Below are 23644 nucleotides of genomic sequence, written 5' to 3' on the forward strand. Positions count from 1 at the left end.
CGAGACAGGGACCGAGATCAGGTCGGGCCGAGTGGGACGACGAGGTCCTCGTCCGCGACGAGTACGTCGCCGCCGAAGGTCGAACGGGCCGCGGCCGCGGCGGCGGCCCGATCGTTGCCCGGCCAGAAGTGGGTGAGCATCAGCCTGCGCGCACCGGCCCGGGCGGCCCAGTGACCTGCCTCCTCGGAGGTCAGCAGGTTGCGGTGGGGCTGTTGCGGCTCACCTGTCCGGTCGGTGGCTTCGACGATGTACAGGTCCGCGGCCCTACCCAGCTCAGCCAGACGCGGATCCGGTCCGGTGTCCCCGGTGTAGGCGAGTGTCACCTGGTCATTCCGCAGACGGACGCCGACGTTGGGCACATAGTGGGGCAGCGGAACGCCGTCAAGCTCGAACGGACCGACCCGATACGCTCCGGGCAACTCGTGAACGTCGAACACGGTACGCAGATCGGCCTCGGGCTCCAGACCGTTGAGCCGGGTCAGCACACCCGGCGTGCAGTACAGCGGCAGTCTGGAGCCGGCCCGTCCGCCGTAGAGGCGCATCCGGAACAGCCCGTGCAGGTCGACGCAGTGGTCGGGGTGTTCGTGAGTGATGACGACGGCGTCCACGGCGCCGTCGGGACAGTGGGTCAGCAACCGCGGCAGGGCGGCGTACCCGAGGTCGAGCACGAGCCGGAAACCGTCCCACTCCACCAGAAAACCGCTGCAGGCCCTGCCGGGCTCCGGGTAGGCGCCACAGCTACCGAGCACCGTAACCTGTCGCATCGGCACAGCATTGTTGCCGGGTAGGGACATGATCGTCTCGATTCACTCGTATCCCATGGCCGGCACGACCGTGCCGAGAGCCTCTTCGACGTACTCGCGGGTTCGGTTGTCGAACTGGTGGTCGCGGTTCGCGAGCTTGTGCGACTGGAACGCCGACCGGGTGGCGACGTCGTCGACGCCGAGCCGTTCGAACAGGGCGCGGCGCTGCCCGGGCCAGTCGGCGGCGAGGTCCTCCGCCTTCACCTCGATGTAGCGCCGGCCCGTCAGGTCGACCGTGTCCTTCCAGGCCAGCCAGCGGTGATAGATCGGCTCGAGGTAGGCGAGCGCGCCCTCGACGGTGGGCGGCGCCCACGGCTGGGCCAGGTGGGAGGCGAGCACCGAGACCGGGTGACGCTTGATGTGCACGATCGTCGCGTCGGGGACCAGTTCCCAGAGGAACTCCATGCACAGCAGGTTGAACGGTGTCTTCTCGCACCAGGTCGGCTTGCCCGCGTCGGCGGCCGCGCCGCCGAACAGCGTGTCGACCAGGCCGTGCAGGATGCCGAGCAGCTCCCCCCGGTCGCGGAAATACCTGGGTACGACCCGCCGGCGGCTGGGCGGCCCGAACGGTCCCGTCGGCCGGTCCGCGTCCCCGAAGCCTTCCGCCGGCGCCGGCTCGTCGTACGTGTCCGCGATCAACCGCGGCCAGAGCCGCTGCACCGCGTCCCGGTAGCGCCGCTGGCCGACCAGCTCGGGGACGGTCTTGCCGCGATCGTCGCGCCGGCCGGGCAGCCGGACGGTGAGGAAGTCGCTCAACCGGTGCAGGGCGTCCTCACCGACGGTCGGGTCGTAGCGGTCGGTGAGCGCGTCGGCCAGGTCCCGCAGGCCACCCGGGTCGACGAGGAACCGGGTCTCCATCGGGATCCGGTGGATCAGCGGATGCTGGCCGATGATGTCGGCGATCCGCGACGTGCCCGAGCGGCCCGTGCCCGCGACGAAGACCGGTGAGGGGGAAGGCATGGCGGGCAGTCAAACCCCGCTCCCGGCGCCCGGGCAAGCGGTTTATCCCGGAGGGCCGGGCACGACGAGGTGGACCCTGGTCTCCGGCCGCGTCGTGCGGAGGTAGAAGTCCTCGGCGGCGCGCCACCGCCCGATCCACTCCTCGCTGTTCTCGCCCCTGGCCCGTACCCGGCGTAGGCAGATCTCCCGCGGAGCGTCGACGAAGGCGGTGAGGTCGTAGTAACGGGTCAGCTCCGGGCGGGCGGCGTAGACACCCTCCACGATCACCAGGGACCCCGGGTCGATCTCGTGCCACGTGGTGAGCTGCCCGGTGGACCAGTCGTAGCTCTGCCAGCGGGCCGACCGACCCGCGCGCAACGGCGTCAGCACCTCGTCGCGGAGGCGTTGCCAGTCGAAGTAACGCTGGTAGCCCCGCCGCGGATCGAGCCGAGCGCGCTCGTGGTCGGGCATCGGCCGGTAGAAGTCGTCCCCATGGACGATCGACGCGCCGTCGAGCAGGTCGGCGACGGCCGCCGCCAGCGTCGTCTTGCCCGACCCGCCCGCCCCGTCGACGGCGACGATCGTCGACTCACCGGCGCGCTCGACGGCGCGCGCGGCCTCGGCGACCTCCTGTGCGCGTTCGAAGGAGTCCACGAGTTCATGCTGCTGCCCGCAGGGCGTCCTCGCGGCCAGGACTGGTGAGCACGATCTCCTTGGCTCGTCCGAGGGCGCCCGGGCCGGCACCCAGCAGCTCCCGGGTGACGACGACAGCGTCGACGACAGTGATGTTCCGGTCGCGCAGGAACCGCTGGACGGCATCCATGCCCGCGCCACGTTCCAACAGCGGTCGACACCACTCGACCAGGGCGGCACGTCGCGCGCCCCGCTCCGGATCGGGACCGTTGACGGTGTCGGACATTCGAGCTCCTGCCAGGTGGTGGTATCGGCTCGGGTCACGCTATGTCAGTCATCCGGCACGAGGCTCGCCTGGCTCGCGCTGGTCCCGCGCCATACCGTGGCGAGGTGGCCACGGCTCGCAGGGCGCCGCCGGGGGAGATGAGCCGCCGGTTGACGTTCCTGCTCGCGGTGGCGGCCGGGGCGGCCATCGGCAACCTGTACTGGACGCAGCCGCTGCTCGGCCTCATCGCGGGCGACCTGCGGACCGCCACCGCGACGGCCGGCTGGCTGGTCACCGCCACGCAGGTCGGCTACGCCGTCGGCGTGCTGCTGCTCGTGCCGCTCGGCGACGTCCTCGACCGCCGCCGGTTCGTCCCGCTGATGCTGTCGGCCTCGGCCGCCGTGCTGCTGATGTGCGCGCTGGCGACGTCGATCGGCGTACTCCTGCTCGCGCTCGGCCTGCTCGGCGTGACGACAATCTCCGGGCAGGTCCTCACCCCGCTGGCCGGGGATCTCGCCGGCGCCGCCGACCGTGGCCGCGTCGTCGGCGTCGTCGGATCCGGGACCCTCACCGGCATCCTGGCCTCCCGTACGATCAGCGGCCTCGTCGCCGACGCTGCGGGGTGGCGTGCGATCTTCGCCGTCGCGGCGGTCGTCGCCGTCCTGCTCGCGATCGTGCTGCGCCGCGCGATCCCCCCGCTGGCGCCACGGACGCGCATGCCGTACCCGCGGCTCGTCGCCTCGGTCTTCGCGGTGGTGCTGCGGGAGCGGGCGGCCCGCTGGACGCTGGTCCTGGCCGGTACCGGCTTCGCCGCGTTCTCGCTGTTCTGGACGGCGCTGACGTTCCTGCTCAGCAGCCCACCGTTCGGGTACCCGGCGCCGGTGATCGGGTTGTTCGGGCTGGCCGGCCTCGCCGGCGTCCTCTCCGGACTGCGCGGCGGCCGGCTGCACGACCGCGGCTGGTCGCTGCCGGCCACCGGCGCGGCCTGGTCGCTGGCGCTCGGCGCCTTCGTCGTCGCGGCGTTCGCCGGCCGCTCCCTCGCGCTCGTCCTCGTCGCCGTCGTCATGATCGATGTTGCCCTCCAGACCCAGGCGCTGCTCAACCGGGCGCGGCTGTTCGCCCTCTCCGACGAGGCCCGTAGCCGGCTCAACACGGCGCTGGCCACCAGCAACTTCATCGGCGCGGCGGTCGGCTCGGCCGCCGCGACCATGCTCTGGTCCGTCGGCGGCTGGACCGCGATCACGAGTACCGGCGCGGCACTGTGCGGCGTCGCGCTCGCCGCGTGGGCGCTGGGACGTCGGGGGCCGCTCGTGGTCCGCGCAGCCGTCGACGCACCGCCGCGTCAGTCCTCCGGCGTTCCGGGGCTGACCAGACCGGTCTCGTAGGCGACGACCACCGCCTGCACCCGGTCGCGCAACCCGAGCTTGCCGAGGATGCGGGCCACGTGGGTCTTCACGGTCGCTTCGGACAGGTGCAACGCGGCCGCGAGCTCGGCGTTGCTGAGGCCACGGGCCAGCAGGCGCAGCACCTCCGTCTCGCGCGGCGCGGCGCGCTGCTGCCGGCCGGATGGGCGGCCCGGGCCAGGACCGCGGTGGTGCTGCGTGCCGAGTAGCGCGGCGCGATCAGCCTGGGCCCTGGATGAGGCGGTCCAGGATGTGCCGGGCCGCCGCGAGCTTCTCGATGGACCTGGTGATCCGGACCCGCTCCTCGGCCAGGGCGTCGAGGAGTTCGGGACAGGTGGGTGCGAGCACGGTCCGGTCGTCGGGGATGCAGGGCAGGATCTCGGCGATCGCGGCGGTGCCCAGGCCGGCGGAGAGCAACAGCTGGATGTGCCGCACGACGCGTACGGCCTGCCCGTCGTAGTCCCGGTAGCCGCTGTCGCGACGTGCCGGTCTCAGCAGACCCTGCTCCTCGTAGTAGCGCAGGGCGCGGGGGGTGGTGCCCGTCTGCCGGGCCAGTTCGCCGATCCGCATGCGCAGAGCAGAACAGGACTTGACCTTCACGTCAACGTGAAGGTCTACCGTCACCGCTGTGACAGAAAATGCCATTGCCGTCCTGGGGCTCGGTCCGATGGGCCGGGCGCTCGCCGCCACCGCACTCGCCGCAGGCCACCCGACGGTGGTCTGGAACCGCACGCCGGGCAGGGCCGACACCCTCGTGGCCGAGGGGGCGGTGCTCGCGCCCACCGTGGCCGACGCGGTACGCCAGGCGCGGACCACGATCGCCTGCATGATCCACTACGACGCGGTCCGGGCGAGCATGACCGACCTCGCCGACCTGTCCGGGAGCACGTTCGTCAACCTCAGCAGCGGTCACGCCGGCGAGGCACGCGCCATGGCCGACTGGGCGGCACAGCGCGGCATCCCGTACCTGGAGGGCGCCATCCTGACACCGGCGCCCACCATCGGCACACCCGCCGCGACGATCCTCTACAGCGGCCGACACTCGCTCTATCAACGCAGCCGATCCCTGCTGGACGCCTTCGGCGGCACCAGCATCCACCTCGGCGACGACATCGGCGCCGCGGCGGCGTACGAGATGGCGCTGCTCGACCTGTTCGCCATGTCGGTCGGTGGACTCGCGCACGCCTTCGCGCTGGCCACCGCCGAGGGCATCGAGCCGGCGGCGTTCGCCCGCTTCGCCAAGGGGATCGGCGGCCTGCTCCCCGGCCTCGCCGACCGGTTCGCCGAACAACTCGCCGCCGGCGACTTCCCCGCCGACATCTCCAGCGTCGCGTCGGCGGCCTCCGCGCTGTCCCATGTCAGCGCCGCCGCAGCCGCCCACGGCATCGACACCGCGCCGCTGGAGGCCGTTCGACGCCTCATCGGTCGCGCCGCGGCGGCGGGCCACGGCGGGGACAGCTACGCCCGGCTCGCCCAGTTCCTCGCCGAGACCGACGGCGTGGCCTCGCCGGTGGGCTGACCCGTCCGGGCCGGCCGTCGCGCACACCCGGGTCACCGCATGGTGGAAGCGTCCGATCCATCGCACGGCGGCGTGACGTCGGCGAGCACTGCCGAACCCTACGCCGGCGCGAAGTCGGACGGACGCCTCCGCGACCTCACTGCGCAGGGCGGTAGATGGCGGCGAGCCGGGGAAGGCGGGCGCGCATCTGCTCGTCGTCGTCGAAGTCGAAGTCCTCGCCGGCCGGGTCGGCGGACGCCGTGGGTTCGTCGTCACCTTCGGTCTGCTCCAGCGCTTCCCAGAACGCCTCGTCGTCACCGGTCGACGCGGCATGGGCGTCACCGGCTGCCGCCACCATCTCCTCGCACTCGACCAAGTCGTCGTCCGGGTCGACGCCGACGCCCGCCAACGAGTCCGGGTCGGCCACCGCCTGCTCCCACACGGCCCGTCCCTGGGCGATCAACCAGCCGCGGAAGTAGTCGAAGCCGTCGTCGGAGCAACCGCCCCGCATGAGATACGCCGCGGCCCACAGGTCCCAGCGATATGTCTCCTGGTCCAGCGAGTCGTAGACGTGCTGGAACTCGACCGCCGTCGAGGGTCCCAGGGCGGTCAGCTGTGCGACCAGGTGACGGGCGACCGTCGCGGCCGACGAGGCGTGACGGGTGTCGCCCACCTCGGCCCGCGACCGCTCCACGATCTCCCAGAACGTCTCACGATTCACGATCGAGATCGTACGCACAACGCCCGCCCCTCGGCGGTAGGCTGCTGCCCTGCCTGCCCGTTGGGAAGTGTCGATCATGGCGATGATCCGTGTCGAAGCTGTCGTCGACGTCCCCGCGCAGCGGGTGTGGGAGGCCGTCGCCGACGTGGGCGCGGTACACCGCCGGCTGTTGCCCGGCCGGGTCACCGACGCCCGGGTCGAGGGCGACATACGGACCCTGACCATGCCGGACGGTCAGCAGGTCCGCGAACTCATCCTGGGCATCGACGACGGCCTCCGCCGAATGGCCTACAGCGTGGTCGAGGGTCAGCGCCTGCCGTTGACCTACCACCACGCGGCGTTCCAGGTGTTCGACGAGGGCGACCGCAGCCGACTCGTCTGGCTGACCGATGTGCTGCCGCACGGGATGGCGGACGCGGTGCGGGCCCGGGTCGAGCGGGGGATCGTGGAGATGAAGGCGGCCCTGGAGAGCGACGAGGTCACCGCCCCGGTTCCGGGGCGACGGTGAGCAGGTATTCCCCGAACCGGTCCGCCCGCAACGCCACGTCGACCAGCTCGGCGGCGCCCTCCGGATACCAGCTGCCCGCCCTCGCCACGTCGAGGAGCGCGGCGCGCAGAACCGCGGCCTGCTCGTCCGACACGCGTCGCCTGCCCATGCCGAGCAGGATGCCGGAGCAGGGCGCACCGCGGCATCCGATTTCGCCGCGACGGTCACGGCGCGCGCGGGTCACTGCCCCAGAGGAAGGGGCCCGTCACGTGACGATCGCCCGGCGGCGGGCGAGGACCGCCGCCACGACGGCTTCGGGCGCGGTGGCCGGGCTGCCGGCCTGGTACGGCGGCTCGGGCTGGTACTCGTGGGCGAGTTGGATGCTCTGGGCGACCATGTCGCCGGCGATGCGGCCGGCCAGGCCGAAGGCCAGGTCGATCCCGGCGGACACCCCCGCGGCGGTGACGTACTTCCCGTCGAAGACGACCCGCTCATGCGTGGGAACGGCGCCCAGCGGAGCCAGGTCGTCGTGGAGCAGCCAGTGCGTGGTGGCGCGACGGCCGGTCAGCAGACCGGCGGCGGCGAGCAGCAGCGAACCGCTGCAGACCGAGGCGGTCCACGTGCTGTGCGCGTCGACGGCGCACAGCCAGCGCCGGACCGGGCCGTCGTGCATGTGCGCGTTCTGTCCCGGGCCGCCCGGGACGACGACCACGTCGGGGCGGGGCACGTCACCGAGCGCCGAGTCGGCGTTCAGGAGCAGGCCGCCGACCTCGTTGCCCACCGGGCCGGGTCGTTCGGCGACGAAGGTCACCCGCGCACCGGGCAGGTGACTGAGCACGTCGTAGGGGCCGACCACGTCCAGGGCGGTGAAGCGGTCGAAGAGCAGGAACGCGATCTGCATGTGGGACTCCTCCGGATCAGAAGCGGCGTCGGTACTCGGTGGGCGGGACGCCCAGCACGCGGACGAAGGCGCGGCGCATGGCCTCGCTCGTCCCGTAGCCGCACCGGCCGGCGATCCGGTCGATGCTGTCGTCGCTCTCCGCCAGGAGGCGGCGGGCGGTTTCCAGGCGTACCCGGTCGACGTAACGGCCCGGCGTCTCGCCGACCTCGGCGGTGAATGCCCGGGCGAACTGCCGCGGTGACAGACTGGCCCGGCGGGCCAACGCCGGAATGCTGAGGTCGGCGTGTGGATTGTCGGTGATCCACCGCTGCGCCTCCCGTAGCCCGGACCGGCTCGCGACCTGGGCGGAGAGCTGGGCGCTGAACTGGGCCTGATTGGCCGGCCGGCGCAGGAACATCACCAGGTGCCGGGCGATGGTCAGCGCGACGTCGCGGCCGAGGTCCTCCTCGACCAGCGCGAGGGCGAGATCGATGCCGGCGGTCACGCCGGCCGAAGTGGCGATCGGCCCGTCCCGTATGAAGATCGGCTCCGGATCGACCTGGACGTCGGGATATCGCCGCGCCAACGTGCCGCAGACCCGCCAGTGGGTGGTGGCCCGGCGGCCGGCCAACAGCCCGGCCTCGGCAAGGACGAACGCGCCGCTGCACACCGAGACGACCCGCCGCGCCTCCGCGGCGTGCGCCCGCAGCCATCGCACGATCCTCGGATCGGTGTCGCGGGTGCCCTCTCCGCCCGGCACGATCACCGTGTCCGGCGCCGGCCCGGCCGGTAGGTCCCCGTCGGGCACCAGGGTGAGCCCGCTCGACGTGCGTACCGCCGCGCCGCCGGGGCTGGCGGTGGCCACCCGGTAGGCCGCGCCGGCGCCCGCGAAGACCTCCAACGGACCGGTCACGTCGAGGCTCTGCACACCCGGGAACAGCAGGATCAGAACGTCGCGGCCGGACATGCCACCAGCCTGCGGCCCGCCGGCGATGGCAGCAACGTCGTGGTTCCCACCTTTTCCGCCATCCGACCCGTGCCGGTGCCGATCACGGCGCGTCCGGCGGCTTGGCCTTCTGCGGGTGGATCGTCTCGTGGCGGGCCAGCATGGCGACGAACTCGCCGATCTTCCGCTCGCGGGTCTCCGCCCGCTTCACCGCGTTGAGGCGGTGCACCAGTGAGAACCGGTTGGTCTTGGTGAGCACGTCGAACATGGCCTGGGCGGCGGGCTCGGCGGCGATGGCGGCGAGCAGGTCGGCCGGCACCTCGGTCTCCGACGGCGGGGCGTAGGCCGCCGCCCAGCGCCCGTCCGCCTTCGCGGCCTCCACCGCGGCGCGGCCGGCCGGCTGCATCCGCCCCTGCTCCTCCAGCCGGGCCACGTGGGCGACGTTGCGCTGCGACCAGGAACTGCGGGCACGGCGCGGGGTGAACCGGATCCAGGAGGTTTCCGCGTCCCGCCGGCGGGCCTGCCCGTCGATCCAGCCGAAGCACAGCGCCTCGTCGACCGCCTGTTGCCAGGTCAGCGTCGTCACGGTGCCGCCCTTGCGGGTCAGGGCCAACCACACGCCGGGTGAGGTGGCATGGTGGGCCGACAACCAGGTACGCAGCTCGTCGGCGTCCCTGACGACCAACTCGTCCAGCTCGGCGCTCGGCATGACGGAAGGCTAACCGGTCGGTATGACACCCGAGATCACCGCGGAGCTGGTCGGGGATCTGCTCCGCGACCAGCATCCCGACCTCGCCGACCGCCCGGTCCGGCTGGGCGCGCGCGGATGGGACAACCAGATGTGGCGGCTCGGCGACGACCTGGCCGTCCGGCTGCCCTGGGCGACCGGATCCGCCGGCGCGCTGCTGCTGCGCAAGGAGCACCGTTGGGTGCCCCGGCTCGCCCCACGCCTGCCGCTGCCGGTACCCGTCCCGCAACGGCTCGGCGAGCCGTCCGAGCGGTTCCCGTACCCCTGGCTCGTCACCACCTGGATCCCGGGTACGCCCGCGGACCGCGCACCGGTCTCCCGAGCCGCCGACGCGGCCACCTCGCTGGCCGGCTTCCTGTCCGCCCTGCACCGGCCGGCCCCCGGCGACGCGCCCACCAGCCACAGCCGTGGCGGGCCGCTGGCCGAGCAGACGGACGGGTTCACCGAGGCGCTGACCTCGGCCACCGAGCGAGGGCTGGTCGACGACCCGGACGCCGTGCGTGCCGTCTGGCACGACGCGGTCACCGCGCCACCGTGGACCGGCCCGGCGCTGTGGCTGCACGCCGACCTGCACCCGGCCAACGTCCTGGTCGCCGACGGCACGATCTGCGGTGTGATCGACTTCGGCGATCTCTGCGTGGGCGATCCGGCGTACGACCTGGCCGCCGGGTGGCTGCTGCTGCCGGCGGGCGCCCTCGACGACTTCCACGCGGCCTACCGGCCGGCCCCGGACGCCGCCACCGCGCGCCGCGCCCGGGGCTGGGCGGCGGCGCGTGCCCTCGGCGGTCTCCTCATCGGCGACAACGGCGTCCACGGTCGACCGGGCGGCAAGGTCACCTGGGGGCCGCCCGCCGACGCCGCGCTGCGACGCCTGACCGCCACGATCCACTGACGAGTGTCGTACCCGGATGTGACGCTTCCGGGCATGGCGACGTTCGTTCTGATCCACGGCGGCGGGGGCAGCGCCTGGGACTGGCATCTCCTGATTCCAGAGCTGGTTGCCCTCGGCCACGACGTGGTGGTGCCGGAGCTGCCGATCGAGGACAGGTCGGCCGGCCTCACCGAGTTCTGCCAGGCGGTCGTCGACGCGGTCGGCGACCGGCGCGATCTCGTGGTGGTCGGCCAGTCCTACGGCGCGTTCACCGCGCCGCTGATCGCCGAGCGGCTGCCGGTCCGCCTGCTCCTCCTGCTCACCCCGATGATTCCGCGACCGGGGGAGAAGCCCGGCGACTGGTGGGACCGCACCGGCTACCGGGGTGTCGAAGGGCTAACCGAGGAGCAGCAGTTCTACAACGGCGTGCCGGCCGAGGTGGTGGCCGAGGCCGCGGCCCACGTGCGGGAGCAGGTCAGCGCCGAGGGCGACGAGCCTTGGCCCCTCGACGCCTGGCCGGACGTGCCGACGAAGGTGCTTATCGCCCGCGAGGACCAGCTCTTCGATGTGGACTTCCAGCGGCGGGTGGCCGCCGACCGGCTCGGCATCACTCCGAACGAGATCGACGGCGGTCACTCGGTGGCGCTCAGTCACCCGAAGCAGCTCGCCGACCGGCTGTCCGGCTACCTGCGGCCCTGAGGCCGCGGGTTCACTGGTCGCGCTTCCTCAACTCCCGCAGCCGGCCGACCTGCGCGCCTGCCAGGCAGGCCATGCCGACCGCGATCGCCCAGGGGCCGATCCGGGAGGGATCGAGCAGGGACAGCACGAGACTGGCGATACCGACGGCGACGGCGGTCACCAGCAGGATCAGCGTGCCTCTCTTCCCCTGCACGCCCGGCGCCGATCAGGCAGCCGGGTCGGCGCCGGCCGACCGGCGACCACCGTGGGAGGTGACCAGTGCGTCAGCCACGGCGTCGGCGTCGGCGTCGGCGATGTCGGCAGGGTATTCCGGCAGCAGGTCGTCCCAGACGACCAGCCAGGATCCGTAGAGCTGCGCCTGGCCCTGCGGCCGGGCGAAGAACCAGACGTGCAGGTGGGCGGCGCCGTCACCGAAGCGATAGACGTGGGCCCTCGAGACGTGCGCCAACGCCTGCATGTGGCGCACGATGCGCGTGGTCAGCAGTCCCAGCTCCGCGGCGAGTTCATCGGGAAGATCCGCCATGTCGTGGTGGTCACGCGGATACAGCATCAGCACGAGCGGCACGCCCACCCCCGGGACCCGGGCCAACCGCCAGCGCTCGTTGAACCAGATCCCCTCGTCGCGTTCGCGGCACATCCCGCAGTCCGCCGGATCCTCGCCGTGCCGCGCCGGCTCGGGCAGCACCGGCGGGCGCAGCGGCGCGACGCGCAGCCCGTCCTGCTCGAACGGGCTGATGTCCCATCCCGTCATCCGTGCCAGCGGCAGCCGACGCTCGCCGTCCGCGACAGCCAGGGCATGGTCGTGGAACTGCTCGGGGGAAAGGGCCACCGCGCAAGGCTAGACCAGGCGGGCGCTCGGAAGGTGACCGTGGGGATCCGACCGGGACGGTGGAGACGCTCGGCATCGCTGATCACGGGACGGTGACGAAGCCCGCCGCGTACTCGTTTGCCGTTCCGCCGTTGTTCGCCGCGCTGGCCTCGGCCCGCAACATCCTCATCGCCGGCGGCAGGTCATCAGGCGCATCGCGGCGTTCCGCGAGGAACTGCGCCACGTCCGCGTCCCCCGGGCGTTTCCGCACTGACCGCCGCGCGGTCGGTGGTGGCCGGACCCCTGGCCAGATCGGTTGGGTGCCGACACAATGACGCGGTCCGGTGTGGCCCGAGGGGACGAGGTAGGCCATGGATCAGTTCGCCGCGGTGGTCGGTGCCGGCGCGCTCAGATCGAGTGCGGCCGACGCGGTACGGTCTCCCCACCACTGGACGCCGGAGGGCGTGACGGTCACCGCCGACTTCACCGGGGCCCACCTCCTGCACGTCGCGGTCGCGGGCTGCGTGCTCAACGACGTGTACCGGGAGGCCGGCGAACTGGGCATCCGCATCGACGGCGTGCGGGTGACGGCCTCGGGCGGCTTCGACCCGGAGAACTGGGCGTCCACCGGCATCACCTACCAGGTCGAGCTTCGCTCACCCGCGCCCGCCGACGAGCTGGACCGGCTGCTGGAGCGGGTCGACGAGGTGGCCGAGATCCCGCGCGCCCTGCGAGCCGGGGCCCCGGTGCGGCGGCGCTGACACCCCATAGGGTCGCGGGGTGACGACAGAACAGGTCCGGCGGGCGTACGCGTCCGTGGCCGATCTCTACATCGAGCTGTTCGGCACCAGCGGCCAGGTCCACGCCGACGACCTCGCGTTCATCCGGCGGCACCTGGCCGATCGGCCCGGACCCGTGCTCGACCTGGGCTGCGGGCCGGGCCACCTGACGGACTTCCTCCGCTCGTGCGGCGCCGACGCGACGGGCTTCGACATCGTCGCCGAGTTCATCGCCCACGCGCGGGCCACCCACCCGGGCGGTCGCTACGTGCTCGGGTCGATGCGCGGCCTCGCCGTCGCCACCGGACGCGTCGCCGGCATCCTGGCCTGGGGCTCGGTGATCCACCTGCCGCCGCCCGACCTCGACGGCGTGCTCGCCGAGTTCCGCCGGGTGACGGCGCCCGGGGCGACGGCCGTGTTCGGCATCTTCGTCGGCGACGAGGTCGCCGCGTTCGACCACAAGGTCACCACCGCCTACCGCTGGCCGGTCGACGAGTTCTCCGCGCGGCTGGCGCGAGCCGGTTTCACCGAGGTCGAGCGCCTGCACCGACCGGGCGACGACAACCGCCGGCCGCACGCCGCCGTCGCCGCGGTCAGGACCGCCGGCTGAGTCCCGCCGGCCGGCGGCGGAAAACGATCGCCGGGCAGGCAGGACCGTGCGATCGTGGCCGGATGCCCCAACCGATCTTGCGCACCGACCGCCTGCTGATGGTTCCGCTGGCCGACCGGCACCTCGAACTGGAGGTGCGGCTCGACTCCGACGCCGAGGTGCTCCGCTACCTGTTCAGCCGGCCGCATACCAGGGACGAGGTGGTCGACTACCACGCACGGCGGATGGCCCAGGCCGCCAAGGTCGACGGCCTGGGCTTCTGGATGGCGTTCGGGTCCGACGACTGCGGGCGTGACTCGATCGCGCCCGCGAGCGAGGACGAGGGCGAGTTCGTCGGGCTGATGATGCTGCCGCCGGCGCACGGACCCGACCAGCCCGACGACCCGACCGTCGCGGAACTGGGCTACCGACTCGTCCGTCGGCACTGGCGCAAGGGCCTGGCCAGCGAGGCGTCCCGCGGCCTGCTGCGGCACGCCTTCGACACCGTCGGGCAGCGCCTGGTGATCGCGCAGACCATGACCGTGAACGTCGGTTCGCGCGGCGTCATGGAGGCCGTCGGCATGCGCTACGTGCGCACGTACGTCCCCGAGTGGGACGAGCCGCTGCCGGGCGCGGACCAGGGCGAGGTCGAGTACGAGATGACCCGGGAGATGTGGCAGGCCAGCTGAGGTGTCACGGGTTCGTCCTCGGCAGCTCGGGGTCGCCGCTGGCGACCAGCTGCCGCACCAGCGGCCACGGATCGTCGTCCCGCGTGCCGTCGGCGCACCGGAGCAGATCGGCCGGCGTCACCCGGATCCTCCGTCGCAGGGGCGAGGCGCGGACCCCGCCGCGGTGGCGGCGTACCAGGCGTCGGGGTAGGCGTTGATGACCCGCTCCGGAATGTCCGGCTGGGCGGAGAAGAACCAGTGGTACCAGTCGCGGGCGAACGTGGCGTCGCACCTGGCGAGGGCCGCGCTGATCGGCACGCCCGATGACCACCAGGTGGTCGACCGCGTCGGGGTGGTCGAGGGCCAGGCGCAACGCCACGTACGCACCGCGGTCGTGCCCGACCACGGCGAACCGCTCGTGGCCCAGCGTGGCCATCAACCGCGCCAGGTCCGCCGCCACCGCCCGCTTGGACTGCTGGGAGTGGTCCGGGCGGAGGTCCGCCTTGCCGGACTGACCGTAGCCCCGCATGTCGGGGCAGACGACGGTGAACCCGCGATGCACCAGTCGCGGGCCGACCTGGTGCCAGGTCGCCCCGGTGCGCGGGTGGCCGTGGACGAGGAGGACGGCAGGGCCGTGCCCGGCGTGCCGGACCCGCGGCTCCACCTCCCCGACGTCGATCCGCTCGTCGGTGAAGTCGTCGAACCCGCCCGGCGTACCCACGGGCGAGCGGCGGCTCCGCTGCTCACCGTCACCGGGCGGCCGGCCCGCCCACCGTCTGACCTGCCGTCCGGCCACCAGCATCCCCACGCCGGCGCCGGCGAGCCCCAGTCCGATCAGCCTCGCTACCGATGAGGTCCTCCCGAGGGCTTCCGGCCGGGGTGGCCGGCGGATCGTCGGAACCGGCGGATCATGATCCTGATGCCCTGATGGATCAGCACCCCGGCCCCGGTGTTGGCGACGGCGAGCAGGGAAGCGCCGAGCAGACCCGGGCCGACCTCCATCACGTCGGCGACGACCAGCAGGGCCGGCCAGCCGACCGCGGCGGCGCCGAGCGACGCTCGCCACCAGCGCCCGACCAGCAGGCCGAACAGGATCAGCGTCGGGATCACGGCGCACCTCCCGGCGCGCCGACGGAGCGGACGTCGCGTGCCGGCGACGCGCCCGGCACCCGGGCGCCGGCACGCCGCCCGGCCCGGTGGGGGACGTCCCGGAGTCGGTGGACCGCCAGGTTCACGAACCGATCCTGCCGGATCGTGCGGCCGGGCGAAAGCCGGTCGACGGCGGCGAGCCGGCACCCGCCGATCGCCGCAGCGCCGCGCCGGGCAGCAGGAGCGGGGTGGCGAGCAGGAGCACACCGGAGACGGTGATCGCGGCCAGCGGGCCGACCAGGGTGGCGAGGACGCCCCACAGCACCGTCAGCGCGGCCTGGGCGAGCCGGCTGCTGACGCTCCACGCGCTGAGCACCCGGGCGGCCCGGTCCGGGGGAGTCCGCCGCAGGCGTTCGGTGGCGAAGATCGGGTTGAACACGCCCATGCACACGATCAACAGGGCCTCCACCACGATCACGATGACCAGCCCGGTGACGCCCGGACGGAGGAACGCGAGACCGAGCGGGAACACCGCGCGCAGCCAACCGGACACGGTCACGACCCGGTGCGGGCCGTGCCGCCGGACCAGGCGCGGACAGAGGCGGGCCCCGGCGAACCCGCCCAGCGCCGGCAGGCCGAACGCGAGCCCGTACTGCCAGGCCGGGAAGCCGTAGTCGCCCAGCAGCAGGACGGCCAGCAGCGGCACGGTGGCCGTGATCAGGCCGTTGACCAGGACCGAGTTGAGGAACAGGCGCCACAGCACCGGGTCGTGGTGGATGAACCGCCAACCGGCGAGCAGGTCGGCGGCACGCATCCCGCCGGCCCGGGGCGTCGTCACGTCGCCGCCGCGGACACGGCGCACCGCCGACGCGGAGAGCAGGTAGCTCACCGCGTCGGCCGCGACGGTGACGACCGGGCCGAGCAGCCCGACCAGCGCGCCGCCGAGCGGCGGGCCGGCCGCCGTCGCCACCCAGGCCGTGCCCTCGAACCGTCCGGTCGCGACCAGCAGCCGGTCGCCGGGGACCAGATGCTTCAGGTACGCGCCGGACGCCGCGGTGAACGCGATGCCCGCGCTACCGGACACCACCGCGACGACCAGGAGTTGGCCGTAGGAGAGCACCCCCAGGCCGTACGTGACCGGCACGCTCGCCGTCGCGGCGAACCGGACCAGATCCGTCGCGATCATCACCGGTCGTTTCGGTCGGTGCTCGACCCACGGCCCGAGCGGGATCGCGACGACCGCCGCCACGGCGAGCCCGGCCGCCTCCAGCAGCGACACCGCGAACGCCGACGAGTGCAGCACCCGCACCGCGAGCAGCGGAAAAGCGCCGAAGGCGAGCCACGTGCCGTAGGTGCTGACCGCGTAGGCCGACCACAGCCAGCCGAAGCCGGCCCCCAGTTTCTCCCGCACCCCCGCATCAGATCGACCACCCGCGCGCGGGAGCAAACAACCGCCCACCGGCGAGCCACAACCGTCGGTTGGGCGGCCCTAGGGTGAGCCGGTGGACACCGAGGCAGTGCGATCGTTCGTCCGGGCGGCCGAGCTGGGTCAGCTCCGACACGCGGCCGACGAGCTGGGCGTCACCCAGCAGGCCGTCTCGAAGCGGGTCGCCGCCCTGGAGCGTGAACTGGCCGTGCGCCTGTTCACCCGTACCGCCCGGGGGGTCGACCTGACGCTCGACGGCCAGGCGTTCCTCCCGCACGCCCGCGGCGTCGTCGCGCACGCCGACCGGGCCGTCGTCGCGGTCCGGCCGGGCTCCCGGTCCCCGCGCGTCGACGTGCTCGGCCTGCGCAGCGCGCAGGCCGTCCTGCTGCACGACTACTGGCGGGCACGCCCCGGCGTCGACCTCGACGTGGTGACGCTGCGGGTGGACGACCCGCACCTGGTGGCCGGCGCCGTCCGGGCCGGCGACCTGGACGCCGCGTTCCGCACCGTCACCGACCCGGCCACCCTGCCGCCCGACGTGCGGATGGTCCACGCGTTCGACTCGCCGCTGGAACTCCTCGTCGGCCCCCGGCACCCGCTCGCCGCCGCCCGCACGCTGACCCCGGCCGAGCTGCGCGGGCACCGCATCTGGGTGCCGGGCATCGTGGCCGGCAGCGAATGGTCGGAGTTCTACGACCAGCTCGCCACCGCGTTCGACCTGCGCATCGACGCCACCGGCCCGAACTTCGGCACCGAGGTCCTCCTCGACGCGCTGGCCGGCGCCGCCGACCTGGCCACCCTCGTCGGCGCCCGCGACCGCTACCTCTGGCCGGCCGGGCACGACCTGCGGCGCATCCCGATCGTCGACCCGACGCTCGCGTACCCCATCTCGCTGATGCTGCCGGCGGCGGACCCGCACCCGGCGCTCCGGCCGATCATCGACCATTTCGCGGGCCTGCCGCCGCTTCCCGAGCCGGTCTGGCGGCCGTCCTGGCCGCGGTTCAGGCCGGCGGCGGCGCGGCGGTGACACGCGCCAGGGTGCGCCGGCCCATCCGGCTCATCGGCGGATTCGACTCCCGGTAGTACCAGACCAGGCCCAGCGCCTGCTGGAACGCCCACGCCCGGCCGCGTTCCCACTCCAGGTCGTCGCAGCCGAGGCGCCGCCGCAGCGCCTCGCGCGGACCGGCGTCCAGCAGGTGCCAGCCGCCGACCAGGTCGAGCGACGGGTCGGCCGGCCCCAGGCCGCCCACGTCGAGCACCCCGGCCAGCCGTCCCTCCCGAACCAGGACGTTGCCCGGTATCAGGTCGGTGTGGTTCATCAGGTCCGGCGTGGCGCCCCTGGGCAGCTCCCGCATCGCCGCCCAGAACCGGCGCAGCGACGGCACGTCCAGCAGCGACCCGCTGTGCCGCAGGCAGGTCTCCACCCAGTCGTCGTGCGTCCGCAGGTCACCGCCTCGACCCCGGCCGGCGAACGTGCGCCCCCGGGTGTCGATGGCCCGCACGCCGGTGACGAACTCGGCCAGGTCGTCGGCGAACGCGTACGAGCCGCCCGGGTCCCGGTCGGTCGCCACCACCCCGGGCAGCCAGGTCTGGACCGACCAGGGCAGGGGATAGCCGGCGCCGGGTCCGCCGACCGCGACCGGCTCGGGGGTGGGGAACCGGGTACGCCCCCGCAGCTCACGAGCCGCGTCCGCCTCGCGTCGCAGCCACCGTCGCGCCGTCTCGGGCTCCTGCGGCTGCCGCGGGAACCGCGCGGTCAGCCGGTCGCCCAGCCGGAAGATGGCGTTGACGGTGCCTTGCGCGGCCACCGGGCGGACCGGCAGCTTCCGCCACTCGGGGAACTGCGCGTCCACCAGCTCCCGCACCGTCTCCGGCGAGACGGTCAGCTCTCCCTCGTGCATCGGCATGCCCGGCAGCCTCGCCGTCGGGCCGGTGGCCCGCAACCGGATTGCCGGCTCGCCGCGACCGACGGCTAGGGTGCCGACGGTGGACGACTCCGGCTGGCTCGACGACACGCGGACCTCCTACGACACGGTGGCGGTCAGCTACGCCGACCTGCTGCGCGACGCGCTCGCCGCCGAACCGTTCCAGCGCGGCATACTCGCGCTCTTCACCGAACTGGTGCGGGCCCGGGGGAGCGGCCCGGTCGCCGACGTCGGCTGCGGGCCGGGGCGGATCACCGGGTACCTGCACGGGCTCGGCCTGGACGCGTTCGGCGTCGACCTGTCCCCGGCGATGATCGAGGTGGCCCGACGCGACCACCCCGGCCTGCGGTTCGAGGTGGGCAGCATGACCCGCCTCGACCTCGCCGACGAGTGCCTCACCGGGCTGCTCGCCTGGTTCTCGCTCATCCACGTCCCGGACGACGAGGTGCCCGTGGTCCTCGCCGAGTTCCACCGCGTGCTGCGGCCGGGCGGCGTCGTGCTGCTCGGGTTCCACGCCGGCGACGGCAGCCGGCTCAAGACCGAGGGGTACGGCGGTCACCCGATGCGCGTCCACGTGCACCGGCGTCCGCCCGAGCGGGTCGCGGGCTGGCTGACGGCGGCCGGGTTCACCGTGGCGGCCGAGATGGCGCACCACCCGGCCCCGGGTGTCGAGGGCGGATTCGTCTTCGCCCACCGCTGAGCGCGATACCGTGCCGGGGTGATCGAGGCTTCGGTGCCGCCGGCCGCCGTGACGTCCACGCTCGACTACTACCTGCTCGGCCCGGCCTCGCCGTGCGGGCTGCTGGTCGAGGAGTTCGAGCTGGCCGACGACCTGTCGGCGACCCGCCTGCGTACCGCCGGTTGGACGCCGGCGGACGGCTGGTGGAGTTCGGCGGCCTTCGCCCGCGCGGTCCGCGCGGACCCGGACGTGCGGGCCCGGGTGCGCGCCGTGACCCGCGCCGACGCGGCGGCGACCTACCGCCGGCTGGGCGGCGGGGCGCTGCCGGACGAGGAGACGCTGCGCGGGCGCTTCCGCGACGACGTGCCGTTGGCGGCCACGGCGCCGCTGCGGCTCGGCCTCGGACCGGCCGTGCACCGGGTGCTGTTCGCCGGCGGGCTCGACGCCGATCGGCTGACCGCGTTGCGGGCGGCGCTGCGCCTCGACGGGATGGCGGACCCGGGTGTCGTCGGCACCGGTCGGCTGCGCGTCGACGGGACAACGTTGCGCTGGGACCTGCGTCGCGTCGGCGGCGGGGTGGCGTGGTGCCTGGACGTGACGGCCGAGCCGGCCGACCGGGAGGCGCTGCGCCCGCTGCTGCGCCGGCTCACCGGCGTCGTGCGCGGCCACGGCCTGGTGCCCGCGACGATCGACTGCCTCGCCTGACCTCGAGCCGGCCCTGCTTCCGTCAGTCGGCGAACTCGACACCGGCGAGGGTGGCGGAGCGGTGCGCGGCGAGGCGTTCGGCCTGCTCGACCACGGCCCGGCGGTGAGCGGCGGTGAGCTTCTGCCACGGCTGCACGGTGACGGTCAGCTTCGTGCCGGACTTGCGGGGACGCCAGGTGCCGACCAGGTCGCCGTCGGCCAGCACCGCGCCCGGTCGACCCAGCACCGGCCACAGCTCCCTGGCCCGGGCCGGGTCGGGCGCCAGCGTCGCCCGGTCCTTCGCCTGGAGAAAGAGGTCGAACGGGCCGAGCAGGCGGGTCGGCGTGCTCCCGGCCGACGCCAGCGCCGCCTCGTCGGCGGCCAGGAGCCAGCGCGTCTCGCCGTCGACCGTCACCTCCACCGCGTCCTGCGGCCAGCGCGCCCTCACGTCCTTGACCGGGGCGTCGAGGTAGTCGGCCACGAGTTTCGGCGTGGCCGGGCCGAGCAGCCGGAGGTAGGCGCGGACAAGATCGAGCCGCTCCCCGGGGGACGCCGCCCGGCGGAAGGCCGGGATGCGGCGCAGCACCGGCGGTGAGGTGTCGGGCGTCAGCTCCAGGCCCGCCCGCACGGCAGCCAGGCGGAACGGCATCTCGTAGAGGTGGGTGACGCCGCACGGCCGGCAGAACCGCAGATAGGGCTCGGGCAGCGCGTCGGCGAGGCGGCCCGAGACGTCGCCCTTGACCGTCGGCTCGGTGACGATCGTCCGCATCCGCGCGGCCACCTCGTCGAGGGCGGCGAGGATGCCGATCCCGGCCGCCTTCAAGGGTTTGGCCGCGTCGTAGATGCGCTTGGCCGCGTCGGCGTCCGAGAACGGCTCGACCGCGGCCGCCACCCGCCCGACGTCGGCGCGACGGTAGAGGTGGGGAGCGCCGCGCACGGTCCAGAGCAGGACCAGGTCGTCGCCGGCGGACGCCGACGCGTCGACCCCGCGCAGAGCCAGCGCCCACCGACCGCCGTCGGGGCCGGTGTGCTGCGCGCCGAGGTCGAGCACGGCGGTTTCGGCCACCGTGCCCCCGGCGCGGTCGAGCTGCTGGGCCCGGACGCGGAAGCCCATCACCTGCCGTCGGTCGACCATCGCCACAGCCTAGGCGCAGGCACCGACACCGGCCGCGGGACGCGGCCGGTGTCGGGTCAGCGTGCCTGCTGCCCCGCGATCGGCGCGGAGGTCGAGCCCTCCGCTCGGCGAGGGCTGCCCGAACGCTTGAGCGCGAACACCCCGCCGCCGATCAGCACCGCGCTGAGGACGATCCCGACGAGGTTGCCGTCGGCGAGACTGCCGAACGCCATGAGCAGCCCGCAGATCACCGACACCCCGCCGACGAGCCGCAAAAGGTAACGCCCGACCGCCTTGCCCCGTGAATCCACCATGGACGCTCGTCTACCCGTGGCGTCGCGACGGCAAACCGCTCACCGGGCGCTGCGCAGCACCGTCAGTGTCGCCGCGTCCACCGGTTCGGCCCGGGTGAACCGGAAGTCGGCGGGCGTGCCGGCGGCGAACAGCCGCTCGCCCCGCCCGAGGACCGTCGGAAAGGTGATCAGCCGGTACTCGTCGACCACATCGGCCCGGGCCAGCGCGTGCACCAGGCTCAGGCTGCCGATCACGACCACGTCGCGCCGGGCCCGCTCCTCGCCGGCCCAGGCCACCGGGTCGCCGTCGATCGCCGCCGAGTTCGACCAGGCGTCCGCGTCGATGCCGGTGCGGGTCGCCACCCGCTTCGGCACGGCGTTCATCAGCCGGGGGTAGTCGCCGGCGCGGGCCGGCCACAGCCGGGCGAAGTGCTCCCACGTCCGCCGGCCGTAGAGCTGGACGCCCCGCTCCATCCGCTCCCCGAGGCGGAACTTGTCACCGCTGACCGCGCCCGGGCCGTACCGGAAGGCCCAGCCGCCGTGGTCGGTGCCGCCGCGCCCGTCGGGGTCGGAGACCACTCCGTCCAGCGTGACGAACTGAATGACGATGATGTCGCCCATCGAAGCTCCCTGCGGTCGTGGCGGCTCCGGTCGGGCCGCCCTCACCCCGCACATACCGGTGCGCCACGCAGAACTCATCGGGCAGGGGAGTTCCGCGTAGGCTCGCGCGGGTGGCGGGGAACACGACGCAGCACGAGGCGTACCGCGGTGACCTGCTGGCGCACTGCTACCGGATGCTCGGCTCCGTCGAGGAGGCCGAGGACGTGGTGCAGGAGACGCTGGTGCGGGCGTGGCGGGCCGCCGACCGGTACGACCCGCGGCGGGCGTCGGTGCGCACCTGGCTGCACCGGATCGCCACCAACGCCTGCCTCACCGCGCCGACCCGGCGGTGTTCGACCTGTTCGGCCTGCCGCACACGCTGGAGCCCCACGCCGTCGGGTGACATTTGTACCGGCCGACCGGGTATCGCCGACCCTGCCGGAGCCGCCCCCGTCTCCCTACCGTCGGGGCATGGACGACGACGCGGTACGACTGGCCGGGCTGACCCGGCACTACGGCCCGGTCCGGGCGGTCGACGGGATCGACCTGACCATCGCGCGGGGGAGCACGGTGGCCCTGCTCGGACCGAACGGCGCCGGCAAGACCACCACCATCTCGATCCTGTTGGGGCTCGCGCCGGCCGACGCCGGTACGGTGTCGCTGTTCGGCGGGACGCCCGCCGAGGCGGTCCGGGCCGGCCGGGTCGGCGCGATGCTCCAGGGCGCCGGGTTCGTCCCCGGTGCCACGGTCACGGACCTGCTCGAGCTGGCCCGGGCGCTCTATCCCCACCCGCTGGACACCGACCGGATCCTGCGCCTGGCCGGGCTCACCGACCTGGCCACGCGCCGCGTCGACCGGCTCTCCGGCGGCGAGGCGCAACGTGCCCGGTTCGCGTTCGCGTTGGCCAGCCAGCCGGACCTGCTGGTCCTCGACGAGCCGACCGCCGCCCTGGACGTCGAGGCCCGGTTGGCGTTCTGGACGGCGATCCGGCGCTACGCCGACGACGGCCACACCGTGCTGTTCAGCACCCACCAGCTGCACGAGGCCGACGAGTACGCCGACCGGGTCGTGGTGCTCGCCGCCGGGCGGGTGGTGGCCGACGGCACGCCCGCGCAGGTCCGCGCGCTCGCCGGTGCCCGCACGGTCGCGTTCGACCTGGCCGGCGGGGCGGTCGACGGTCTGGAGTTGCTGCCCGCCGTACGGTCGGTGCGGGTGCGCGGGGACCGCGTGGTGCTCACCACCGAGGACGCCGACGCGACGGTGCTGGCGCTGGCGGCGGGCCGCGGCTTCCGGGGTCTGGAGGTCGCCGCCCCCGGGCTGGAGGCCGCCTTCCGTGCGCTCACCTCGACTCCGAAGGAGCACTGACATGCGCGCCTATCTGCGGTTCGAGCTGCGGCGGTTGGTCCGGGACCCGCGGCTGACCATGTTCACCGTCCTCGGGCCGGTCGTCACCTACCTGATCTTCTCGCCGCTGGCCGGCGACGACCGGCTGGAGGGCCTCGACGCCGCCACCGCGCTCATGGTCGGCCTGGCCGGCTACGGCGCGGTGGCAGGCGCGCTCACGGTGGCCGGCTCGGTCGCGCAGGAACGCGCGTCGGGCTGGTTGCACCAGCTCCGCGTCACCCCGCTGCCGCCGTGGCGGGTGGTGGTCGCGAAGGCCGTGACCAGCATGCTCAGCGGCGTCCCGGCGGTCGTCGCGGTCGGCCTCACCGGCGTGCTCCAGCACCACGTCGCGCTCCCCGCCGGGCGGTGGGTCGCGCTGGTGGTGACGCTGTGGCTCGGCACGGCGCCGTTCGCGCTGCTCGGGCTCGCCATCGGGTACGCGCTGGCGCCGCACCTCGCCCAGCCGGCCGTCTTCCTCGCCTTCCTCGCCCTGTCCGTGCTCGGTGGCCTGCTCGTGCCGGTGGCGTACTTCCCCGACGCGCTGCGGCACCTCGCGCACGTGCTGCCCACCTTCCGGTTCGCCGAACTGGGGTGGCGCGCGGTCGACGGGCGGGCGCCCGCCCCGGCCGGGCTGGCGTTGCTGCTCGCCTGGACCGGCGTGTTCGCGGTGCTGGCAGCCGGCGCGTACCGTCGCTCGACCGTCCGCCGCTGACC

General features: G+C 73.9%; 33 protein-coding genes and 2 pseudogenes. 14 read left to right on the forward strand and 21 right to left on the reverse strand.

The window, feature by feature from the left end; genetic code table 11:
• Positions 1–17 precede the first annotated feature (17 nt).
• The 4 genes from ACGFI2_RS24790 to ACGFI2_RS24805 are packed head-to-tail and all read right to left on the reverse strand — an operon-like array spanning position 18 to position 2661.
• Positions 18–794: an MBL fold metallo-hydrolase gene (locus ACGFI2_RS24790; protein WP_393521172.1), complete on the reverse strand. Its 777-nt coding sequence runs from the start codon at positions 792–794 to the stop codon at positions 18–20.
• Between the two features lie 12 nt (positions 795–806).
• Entirely contained in the window at positions 807–1763 is a 957-nt protein-coding gene (locus tag ACGFI2_RS24795; RefSeq protein ID WP_393521173.1) for a sulfotransferase family protein, read from the reverse strand.
• A 42-nt stretch (positions 1764–1805) separates the two neighbouring features.
• Positions 1806–2396: a uridine kinase gene (locus ACGFI2_RS24800; protein WP_393521175.1), complete on the reverse strand. Its 591-nt coding sequence runs from the start codon at positions 2394–2396 to the stop codon at positions 1806–1808.
• 4 nt (positions 2397–2400) lie between these two features.
• On the reverse strand, positions 2401–2661 hold the full coding sequence (locus tag ACGFI2_RS24805; protein WP_393521177.1) for a hypothetical protein: 261 nt from the start codon (positions 2659–2661) through the stop codon (positions 2401–2403).
• A 104-nt stretch (positions 2662–2765) separates the two neighbouring features.
• Between ACGFI2_RS24805 and ACGFI2_RS24810 the strand changes: the two genes are divergently transcribed.
• Positions 2766–4025 carry an MFS transporter gene (locus ACGFI2_RS24810; protein ID WP_393521179.1) on the forward strand — a complete coding sequence of 420 codons (1260 nt, stop codon included), beginning with the start codon at positions 2766–2768 and terminating at the stop codon, positions 4023–4025.
• Here the strand turns inward: ACGFI2_RS24810 and ACGFI2_RS24815 are convergent.
• Both ACGFI2_RS24815 and ACGFI2_RS24820 read right to left on the reverse strand, forming a co-directional pair.
• A pseudogene (locus tag ACGFI2_RS24815) lies at positions 3983–4186 on the reverse strand (response regulator transcription factor); the annotation flags it as partial. The gene ACGFI2_RS24810 and the pseudogene ACGFI2_RS24815 overlap by 43 nt on opposite strands.
• Positions 4187–4262: 76 nt before the next feature.
• The gene (locus tag ACGFI2_RS24820; protein WP_393521181.1) at positions 4263–4613 is read right to left on the reverse strand and encodes a MerR family transcriptional regulator; all 351 of its coding nucleotides are present in this window, start codon (positions 4611–4613) and stop codon (positions 4263–4265) included.
• A gap of 58 nt (positions 4614–4671) precedes the next feature.
• Here ACGFI2_RS24820 and ACGFI2_RS24825 point away from each other — a divergent pair, with 58 nt between their 5' ends.
• Entirely contained in the window at positions 4672–5562 is an 891-nt protein-coding gene (locus ACGFI2_RS24825; protein WP_393521183.1) for an NAD(P)-dependent oxidoreductase, read from the forward strand.
• 136 nt (positions 5563–5698) lie between these two features.
• On the opposite strand, the gene ACGFI2_RS24830 is transcribed toward ACGFI2_RS24825, so the two are convergent.
• Complete coding sequence (locus ACGFI2_RS24830; RefSeq protein WP_393521185.1) at positions 5699–6262, reverse strand: DUF4240 domain-containing protein; 564 nt, start codon at positions 6260–6262, stop codon at positions 5699–5701.
• 76 nt (positions 6263–6338) lie between these two features.
• On the opposite strand from ACGFI2_RS24830, the gene ACGFI2_RS24835 reads away from it, so the two are divergent.
• On the forward strand, positions 6339–6770 hold the full coding sequence (locus tag ACGFI2_RS24835) for an SRPBCC family protein (RefSeq protein ID WP_393521187.1): 432 nt from the start codon (positions 6339–6341) through the stop codon (positions 6768–6770).
• On the opposite strand, the gene ACGFI2_RS24840 is transcribed toward ACGFI2_RS24835, so the two are convergent.
• From ACGFI2_RS24840 to ACGFI2_RS24855, 4 genes are all read right to left on the reverse strand, one after another.
• A complete protein-coding gene (locus ACGFI2_RS24840; RefSeq protein WP_393521189.1) occupies positions 6742–6918 on the reverse strand; it encodes a hypothetical protein in 177 nt (58 codons plus the stop codon). The genes ACGFI2_RS24835 and ACGFI2_RS24840 overlap by 29 nt on opposite strands.
• 96 nt (positions 6919–7014) lie before the next feature.
• Positions 7015–7650: a DJ-1/PfpI family protein gene (locus ACGFI2_RS24845; RefSeq protein ID WP_393521191.1), complete on the reverse strand. Its 636-nt coding sequence runs from the start codon at positions 7648–7650 to the stop codon at positions 7015–7017.
• Positions 7651–7666: 16 nt separating this feature from the next.
• Entirely contained in the window at positions 7667–8596 is a 930-nt protein-coding gene (locus ACGFI2_RS24850) for a GlxA family transcriptional regulator (protein WP_393521193.1), read from the reverse strand.
• 82 nt (positions 8597–8678) lie between these two features.
• Positions 8679–9284 carry a YdeI family protein gene (locus tag ACGFI2_RS24855; RefSeq protein WP_393521194.1) on the reverse strand — a complete coding sequence of 202 codons (606 nt, stop codon included), beginning with the start codon at positions 9282–9284 and terminating at the stop codon, positions 8679–8681.
• Positions 9285–9306: 22 nt separating this feature from the next.
• Between ACGFI2_RS24855 and ACGFI2_RS24860 the strand changes: the two genes are divergently transcribed.
• Both ACGFI2_RS24860 and ACGFI2_RS24865 read left to right on the forward strand, forming a co-directional pair.
• Positions 9307–10215: an aminoglycoside phosphotransferase family protein gene (locus ACGFI2_RS24860; RefSeq protein WP_393521196.1), complete on the forward strand. Its 909-nt coding sequence runs from the start codon at positions 9307–9309 to the stop codon at positions 10213–10215.
• A gap of 33 nt (positions 10216–10248) precedes the next feature.
• Positions 10249–10893, forward strand: a complete 645-nt coding sequence (locus ACGFI2_RS24865) for an alpha/beta fold hydrolase (RefSeq protein WP_393521198.1) — start codon at positions 10249–10251, stop codon at positions 10891–10893.
• Between the two features lie 10 nt (positions 10894–10903).
• On the opposite strand, the gene ACGFI2_RS24870 is transcribed toward ACGFI2_RS24865, so the two are convergent.
• The 3 genes from ACGFI2_RS24870 to ACGFI2_RS24880 form a co-directional block, all read right to left on the reverse strand.
• Entirely contained in the window at positions 10904–11086 is a 183-nt protein-coding gene (locus tag ACGFI2_RS24870; protein ID WP_393521200.1) for a hypothetical protein, read from the reverse strand.
• 12 nt (positions 11087–11098) lie between these two features.
• Complete coding sequence (locus ACGFI2_RS24875) at positions 11099–11722, reverse strand: hypothetical protein (protein WP_393521202.1); 624 nt, start codon at positions 11720–11722, stop codon at positions 11099–11101.
• An 82-nt stretch (positions 11723–11804) separates the two neighbouring features.
• Positions 11805–11945, reverse strand: a complete 141-nt coding sequence (locus ACGFI2_RS24880; RefSeq protein ID WP_393521204.1) for a hypothetical protein — start codon at positions 11943–11945, stop codon at positions 11805–11807.
• A gap of 127 nt (positions 11946–12072) precedes the next feature.
• Between ACGFI2_RS24880 and ACGFI2_RS24885 the strand changes: the two genes are divergently transcribed.
• The 3 genes from ACGFI2_RS24885 to ACGFI2_RS24895 all read left to right on the forward strand — a co-directional run bounded on the left by ACGFI2_RS24885 (position 12073) and on the right by ACGFI2_RS24895 (position 13758).
• On the forward strand, positions 12073–12462 hold the full coding sequence (locus tag ACGFI2_RS24885; protein ID WP_393521206.1) for an OsmC family protein: 390 nt from the start codon (positions 12073–12075) through the stop codon (positions 12460–12462).
• 19 nt (positions 12463–12481) lie between these two features.
• Entirely contained in the window at positions 12482–13090 is a 609-nt protein-coding gene (locus ACGFI2_RS24890) for a class I SAM-dependent DNA methyltransferase (protein ID WP_393521208.1), read from the forward strand.
• Between the two features lie 62 nt (positions 13091–13152).
• Complete coding sequence (locus tag ACGFI2_RS24895; RefSeq protein ID WP_393521210.1) at positions 13153–13758, forward strand: GNAT family N-acetyltransferase; 606 nt, start codon at positions 13153–13155, stop codon at positions 13756–13758.
• 4 nt (positions 13759–13762) lie between these two features.
• Here the strand turns inward: ACGFI2_RS24895 and ACGFI2_RS24900 are convergent, their stop codons facing one another.
• From ACGFI2_RS24900 to ACGFI2_RS24910, 3 genes are all read right to left on the reverse strand, one after another.
• The gene (locus ACGFI2_RS24900) at positions 13763–14533 is read right to left on the reverse strand and encodes an alpha/beta fold hydrolase (protein WP_393521212.1); all 771 of its coding nucleotides are present in this window, start codon (positions 14531–14533) and stop codon (positions 13763–13765) included.
• 47 nt (positions 14534–14580) lie between these two features.
• A complete protein-coding gene (locus ACGFI2_RS24905; protein ID WP_393521214.1) occupies positions 14581–14847 on the reverse strand; it encodes a hypothetical protein in 267 nt (88 codons plus the stop codon).
• A gap of 121 nt (positions 14848–14968) precedes the next feature.
• A complete protein-coding gene (locus ACGFI2_RS24910; RefSeq protein ID WP_393521216.1) occupies positions 14969–16237 on the reverse strand; it encodes an MFS transporter in 1269 nt (422 codons plus the stop codon).
• Between the two features lie 91 nt (positions 16238–16328).
• Here ACGFI2_RS24910 and ACGFI2_RS24915 point away from each other — a divergent pair, with 91 nt between their 5' ends.
• Positions 16329–17279, forward strand: coding sequence for a LysR family transcriptional regulator (locus ACGFI2_RS24915; protein ID WP_393521218.1), 951 nt, complete (start codon positions 16329–16331; stop codon positions 17277–17279).
• On the opposite strand, the gene ACGFI2_RS24920 is transcribed toward ACGFI2_RS24915, so the two are convergent.
• The gene (locus ACGFI2_RS24920; protein WP_393521220.1) at positions 17254–18159 is read right to left on the reverse strand and encodes an aminoglycoside phosphotransferase family protein; all 906 of its coding nucleotides are present in this window, start codon (positions 18157–18159) and stop codon (positions 17254–17256) included. The genes ACGFI2_RS24915 and ACGFI2_RS24920 overlap by 26 nt on opposite strands.
• Before the next feature lie 79 nt (positions 18160–18238).
• Here ACGFI2_RS24920 and ACGFI2_RS24925 point away from each other — a divergent pair, with 79 nt between their 5' ends.
• On the forward strand, positions 18239–18877 hold the full coding sequence (locus ACGFI2_RS24925) for a methyltransferase domain-containing protein (protein ID WP_393521222.1): 639 nt from the start codon (positions 18239–18241) through the stop codon (positions 18875–18877).
• Between the two features lie 18 nt (positions 18878–18895).
• The gene (locus ACGFI2_RS24930) at positions 18896–19561 is read left to right on the forward strand and encodes a hypothetical protein (protein WP_393521224.1); all 666 of its coding nucleotides are present in this window, start codon (positions 18896–18898) and stop codon (positions 19559–19561) included.
• Positions 19562–19583: 22 nt separating this feature from the next.
• Here ACGFI2_RS24930 and ACGFI2_RS24935 read toward each other — a convergent pair whose 3' ends face one another.
• Genes ACGFI2_RS24935 through ACGFI2_RS24945 form a run of 3 tightly spaced genes read right to left on the reverse strand, consistent with a single transcriptional unit; the run spans position 19584 to position 21568 of the window.
• A complete protein-coding gene (locus ACGFI2_RS24935) occupies positions 19584–20675 on the reverse strand; it encodes a winged helix DNA-binding domain-containing protein (RefSeq protein ID WP_393521226.1) in 1092 nt (363 codons plus the stop codon).
• A 56-nt stretch (positions 20676–20731) separates the two neighbouring features.
• Complete coding sequence (locus ACGFI2_RS24940; protein WP_393521228.1) at positions 20732–20968, reverse strand: hypothetical protein; 237 nt, start codon at positions 20966–20968, stop codon at positions 20732–20734.
• Positions 20969–21007: 39 nt separating this feature from the next.
• Complete coding sequence (locus ACGFI2_RS24945; protein WP_393521230.1) at positions 21008–21568, reverse strand: dihydrofolate reductase family protein; 561 nt, start codon at positions 21566–21568, stop codon at positions 21008–21010.
• Positions 21569–21678: 110 nt separating this feature from the next.
• Here ACGFI2_RS24945 and ACGFI2_RS24950 point away from each other — a divergent pair.
• From ACGFI2_RS24950 to ACGFI2_RS24960, 3 genes and pseudogenes are all read left to right on the forward strand, one after another.
• Positions 21679–21882: pseudogene (locus ACGFI2_RS24950) on the forward strand (sigma-70 family RNA polymerase sigma factor); the annotation flags it as partial.
• 136 nt (positions 21883–22018) lie between these two features.
• Positions 22019–22912, forward strand: a complete 894-nt coding sequence (locus ACGFI2_RS24955) for an ABC transporter ATP-binding protein (protein ID WP_393521232.1) — start codon at positions 22019–22021, stop codon at positions 22910–22912.
• Between the two features lies 1 nt (position 22913).
• Entirely contained in the window at positions 22914–23642 is a 729-nt protein-coding gene (locus ACGFI2_RS24960) for an ABC transporter permease (RefSeq protein ID WP_393521234.1), read from the forward strand.
• Positions 23643–23644 lie beyond the last annotated feature (2 nt).

This window comes from Micromonospora sp. NPDC049282 (assembly GCF_043197045.1).
Lineage (GTDB): Bacteria > Actinomycetota > Actinomycetes > Mycobacteriales > Micromonosporaceae > Micromonospora.

Bases quoted from the DNA above. Each gene is read 5' to 3' on its own strand.
- ACGFI2_RS24790 (WP_393521172.1), bottom strand. From the start codon at position 794: ATGTCCCTACCCGGCAACAATGCTGTGCCGATGCGACAGGTTACGGTG.
- ACGFI2_RS24795 (WP_393521173.1), bottom strand. From the start codon at position 1,763: ATGCCTTCCCCCTCACCGGTCTTCGTCGCGGGCACGGGCCGCTCGGGC.
- ACGFI2_RS24805 (WP_393521177.1), bottom strand. From the start codon at position 2,661: ATGTCCGACACCGTCAACGGTCCCGATCCGGAGCGGGGCGCGCGACGT.
- ACGFI2_RS24820 (WP_393521181.1), bottom strand. From the start codon at position 4,613: ATGCGGATCGGCGAACTGGCCCGGCAGACGGGCACCACCCCCCGCGCC.
- ACGFI2_RS24835 (WP_393521187.1), top strand. From the start codon at position 6,339: ATGGCGATGATCCGTGTCGAAGCTGTCGTCGACGTCCCCGCGCAGCGG.
- ACGFI2_RS24840 (WP_393521189.1), bottom strand. From the start codon at position 6,918: ATGGGCAGGCGACGCGTGTCGGACGAGCAGGCCGCGGTTCTGCGCGCC.
- ACGFI2_RS24845 (WP_393521191.1), bottom strand. From the start codon at position 7,650: ATGCAGATCGCGTTCCTGCTCTTCGACCGCTTCACCGCCCTGGACGTG.
- ACGFI2_RS24850 (WP_393521193.1), bottom strand. From the start codon at position 8,596: ATGTCCGGCCGCGACGTTCTGATCCTGCTGTTCCCGGGTGTGCAGAGC.
- ACGFI2_RS24855 (WP_393521194.1), bottom strand. From the start codon at position 9,284: ATGCCGAGCGCCGAGCTGGACGAGTTGGTCGTCAGGGACGCCGACGAG.
- ACGFI2_RS24860 (WP_393521196.1), top strand. From the start codon at position 9,307: ATGACACCCGAGATCACCGCGGAGCTGGTCGGGGATCTGCTCCGCGAC.
- ACGFI2_RS24865 (WP_393521198.1), top strand. From the start codon at position 10,249: ATGGCGACGTTCGTTCTGATCCACGGCGGCGGGGGCAGCGCCTGGGAC.
- ACGFI2_RS24885 (WP_393521206.1), top strand. From the start codon at position 12,073: ATGGATCAGTTCGCCGCGGTGGTCGGTGCCGGCGCGCTCAGATCGAGT.
- ACGFI2_RS24895 (WP_393521210.1), top strand. From the start codon at position 13,153: ATGCCCCAACCGATCTTGCGCACCGACCGCCTGCTGATGGTTCCGCTG.
- ACGFI2_RS24920 (WP_393521220.1), bottom strand. From the start codon at position 18,159: ATGCCGATGCACGAGGGAGAGCTGACCGTCTCGCCGGAGACGGTGCGG.
- ACGFI2_RS24935 (WP_393521226.1), bottom strand. From the start codon at position 20,675: ATGGTCGACCGACGGCAGGTGATGGGCTTCCGCGTCCGGGCCCAGCAG.
- ACGFI2_RS24940 (WP_393521228.1), bottom strand. From the start codon at position 20,968: ATGGTGGATTCACGGGGCAAGGCGGTCGGGCGTTACCTTTTGCGGCTC.
- ACGFI2_RS24945 (WP_393521230.1), bottom strand. From the start codon at position 21,568: ATGGGCGACATCATCGTCATTCAGTTCGTCACGCTGGACGGAGTGGTC.
- ACGFI2_RS24955 (WP_393521232.1), top strand. From the start codon at position 22,019: ATGGACGACGACGCGGTACGACTGGCCGGGCTGACCCGGCACTACGGC.
- ACGFI2_RS24960 (WP_393521234.1), top strand. From the start codon at position 22,914: ATGCGCGCCTATCTGCGGTTCGAGCTGCGGCGGTTGGTCCGGGACCCG.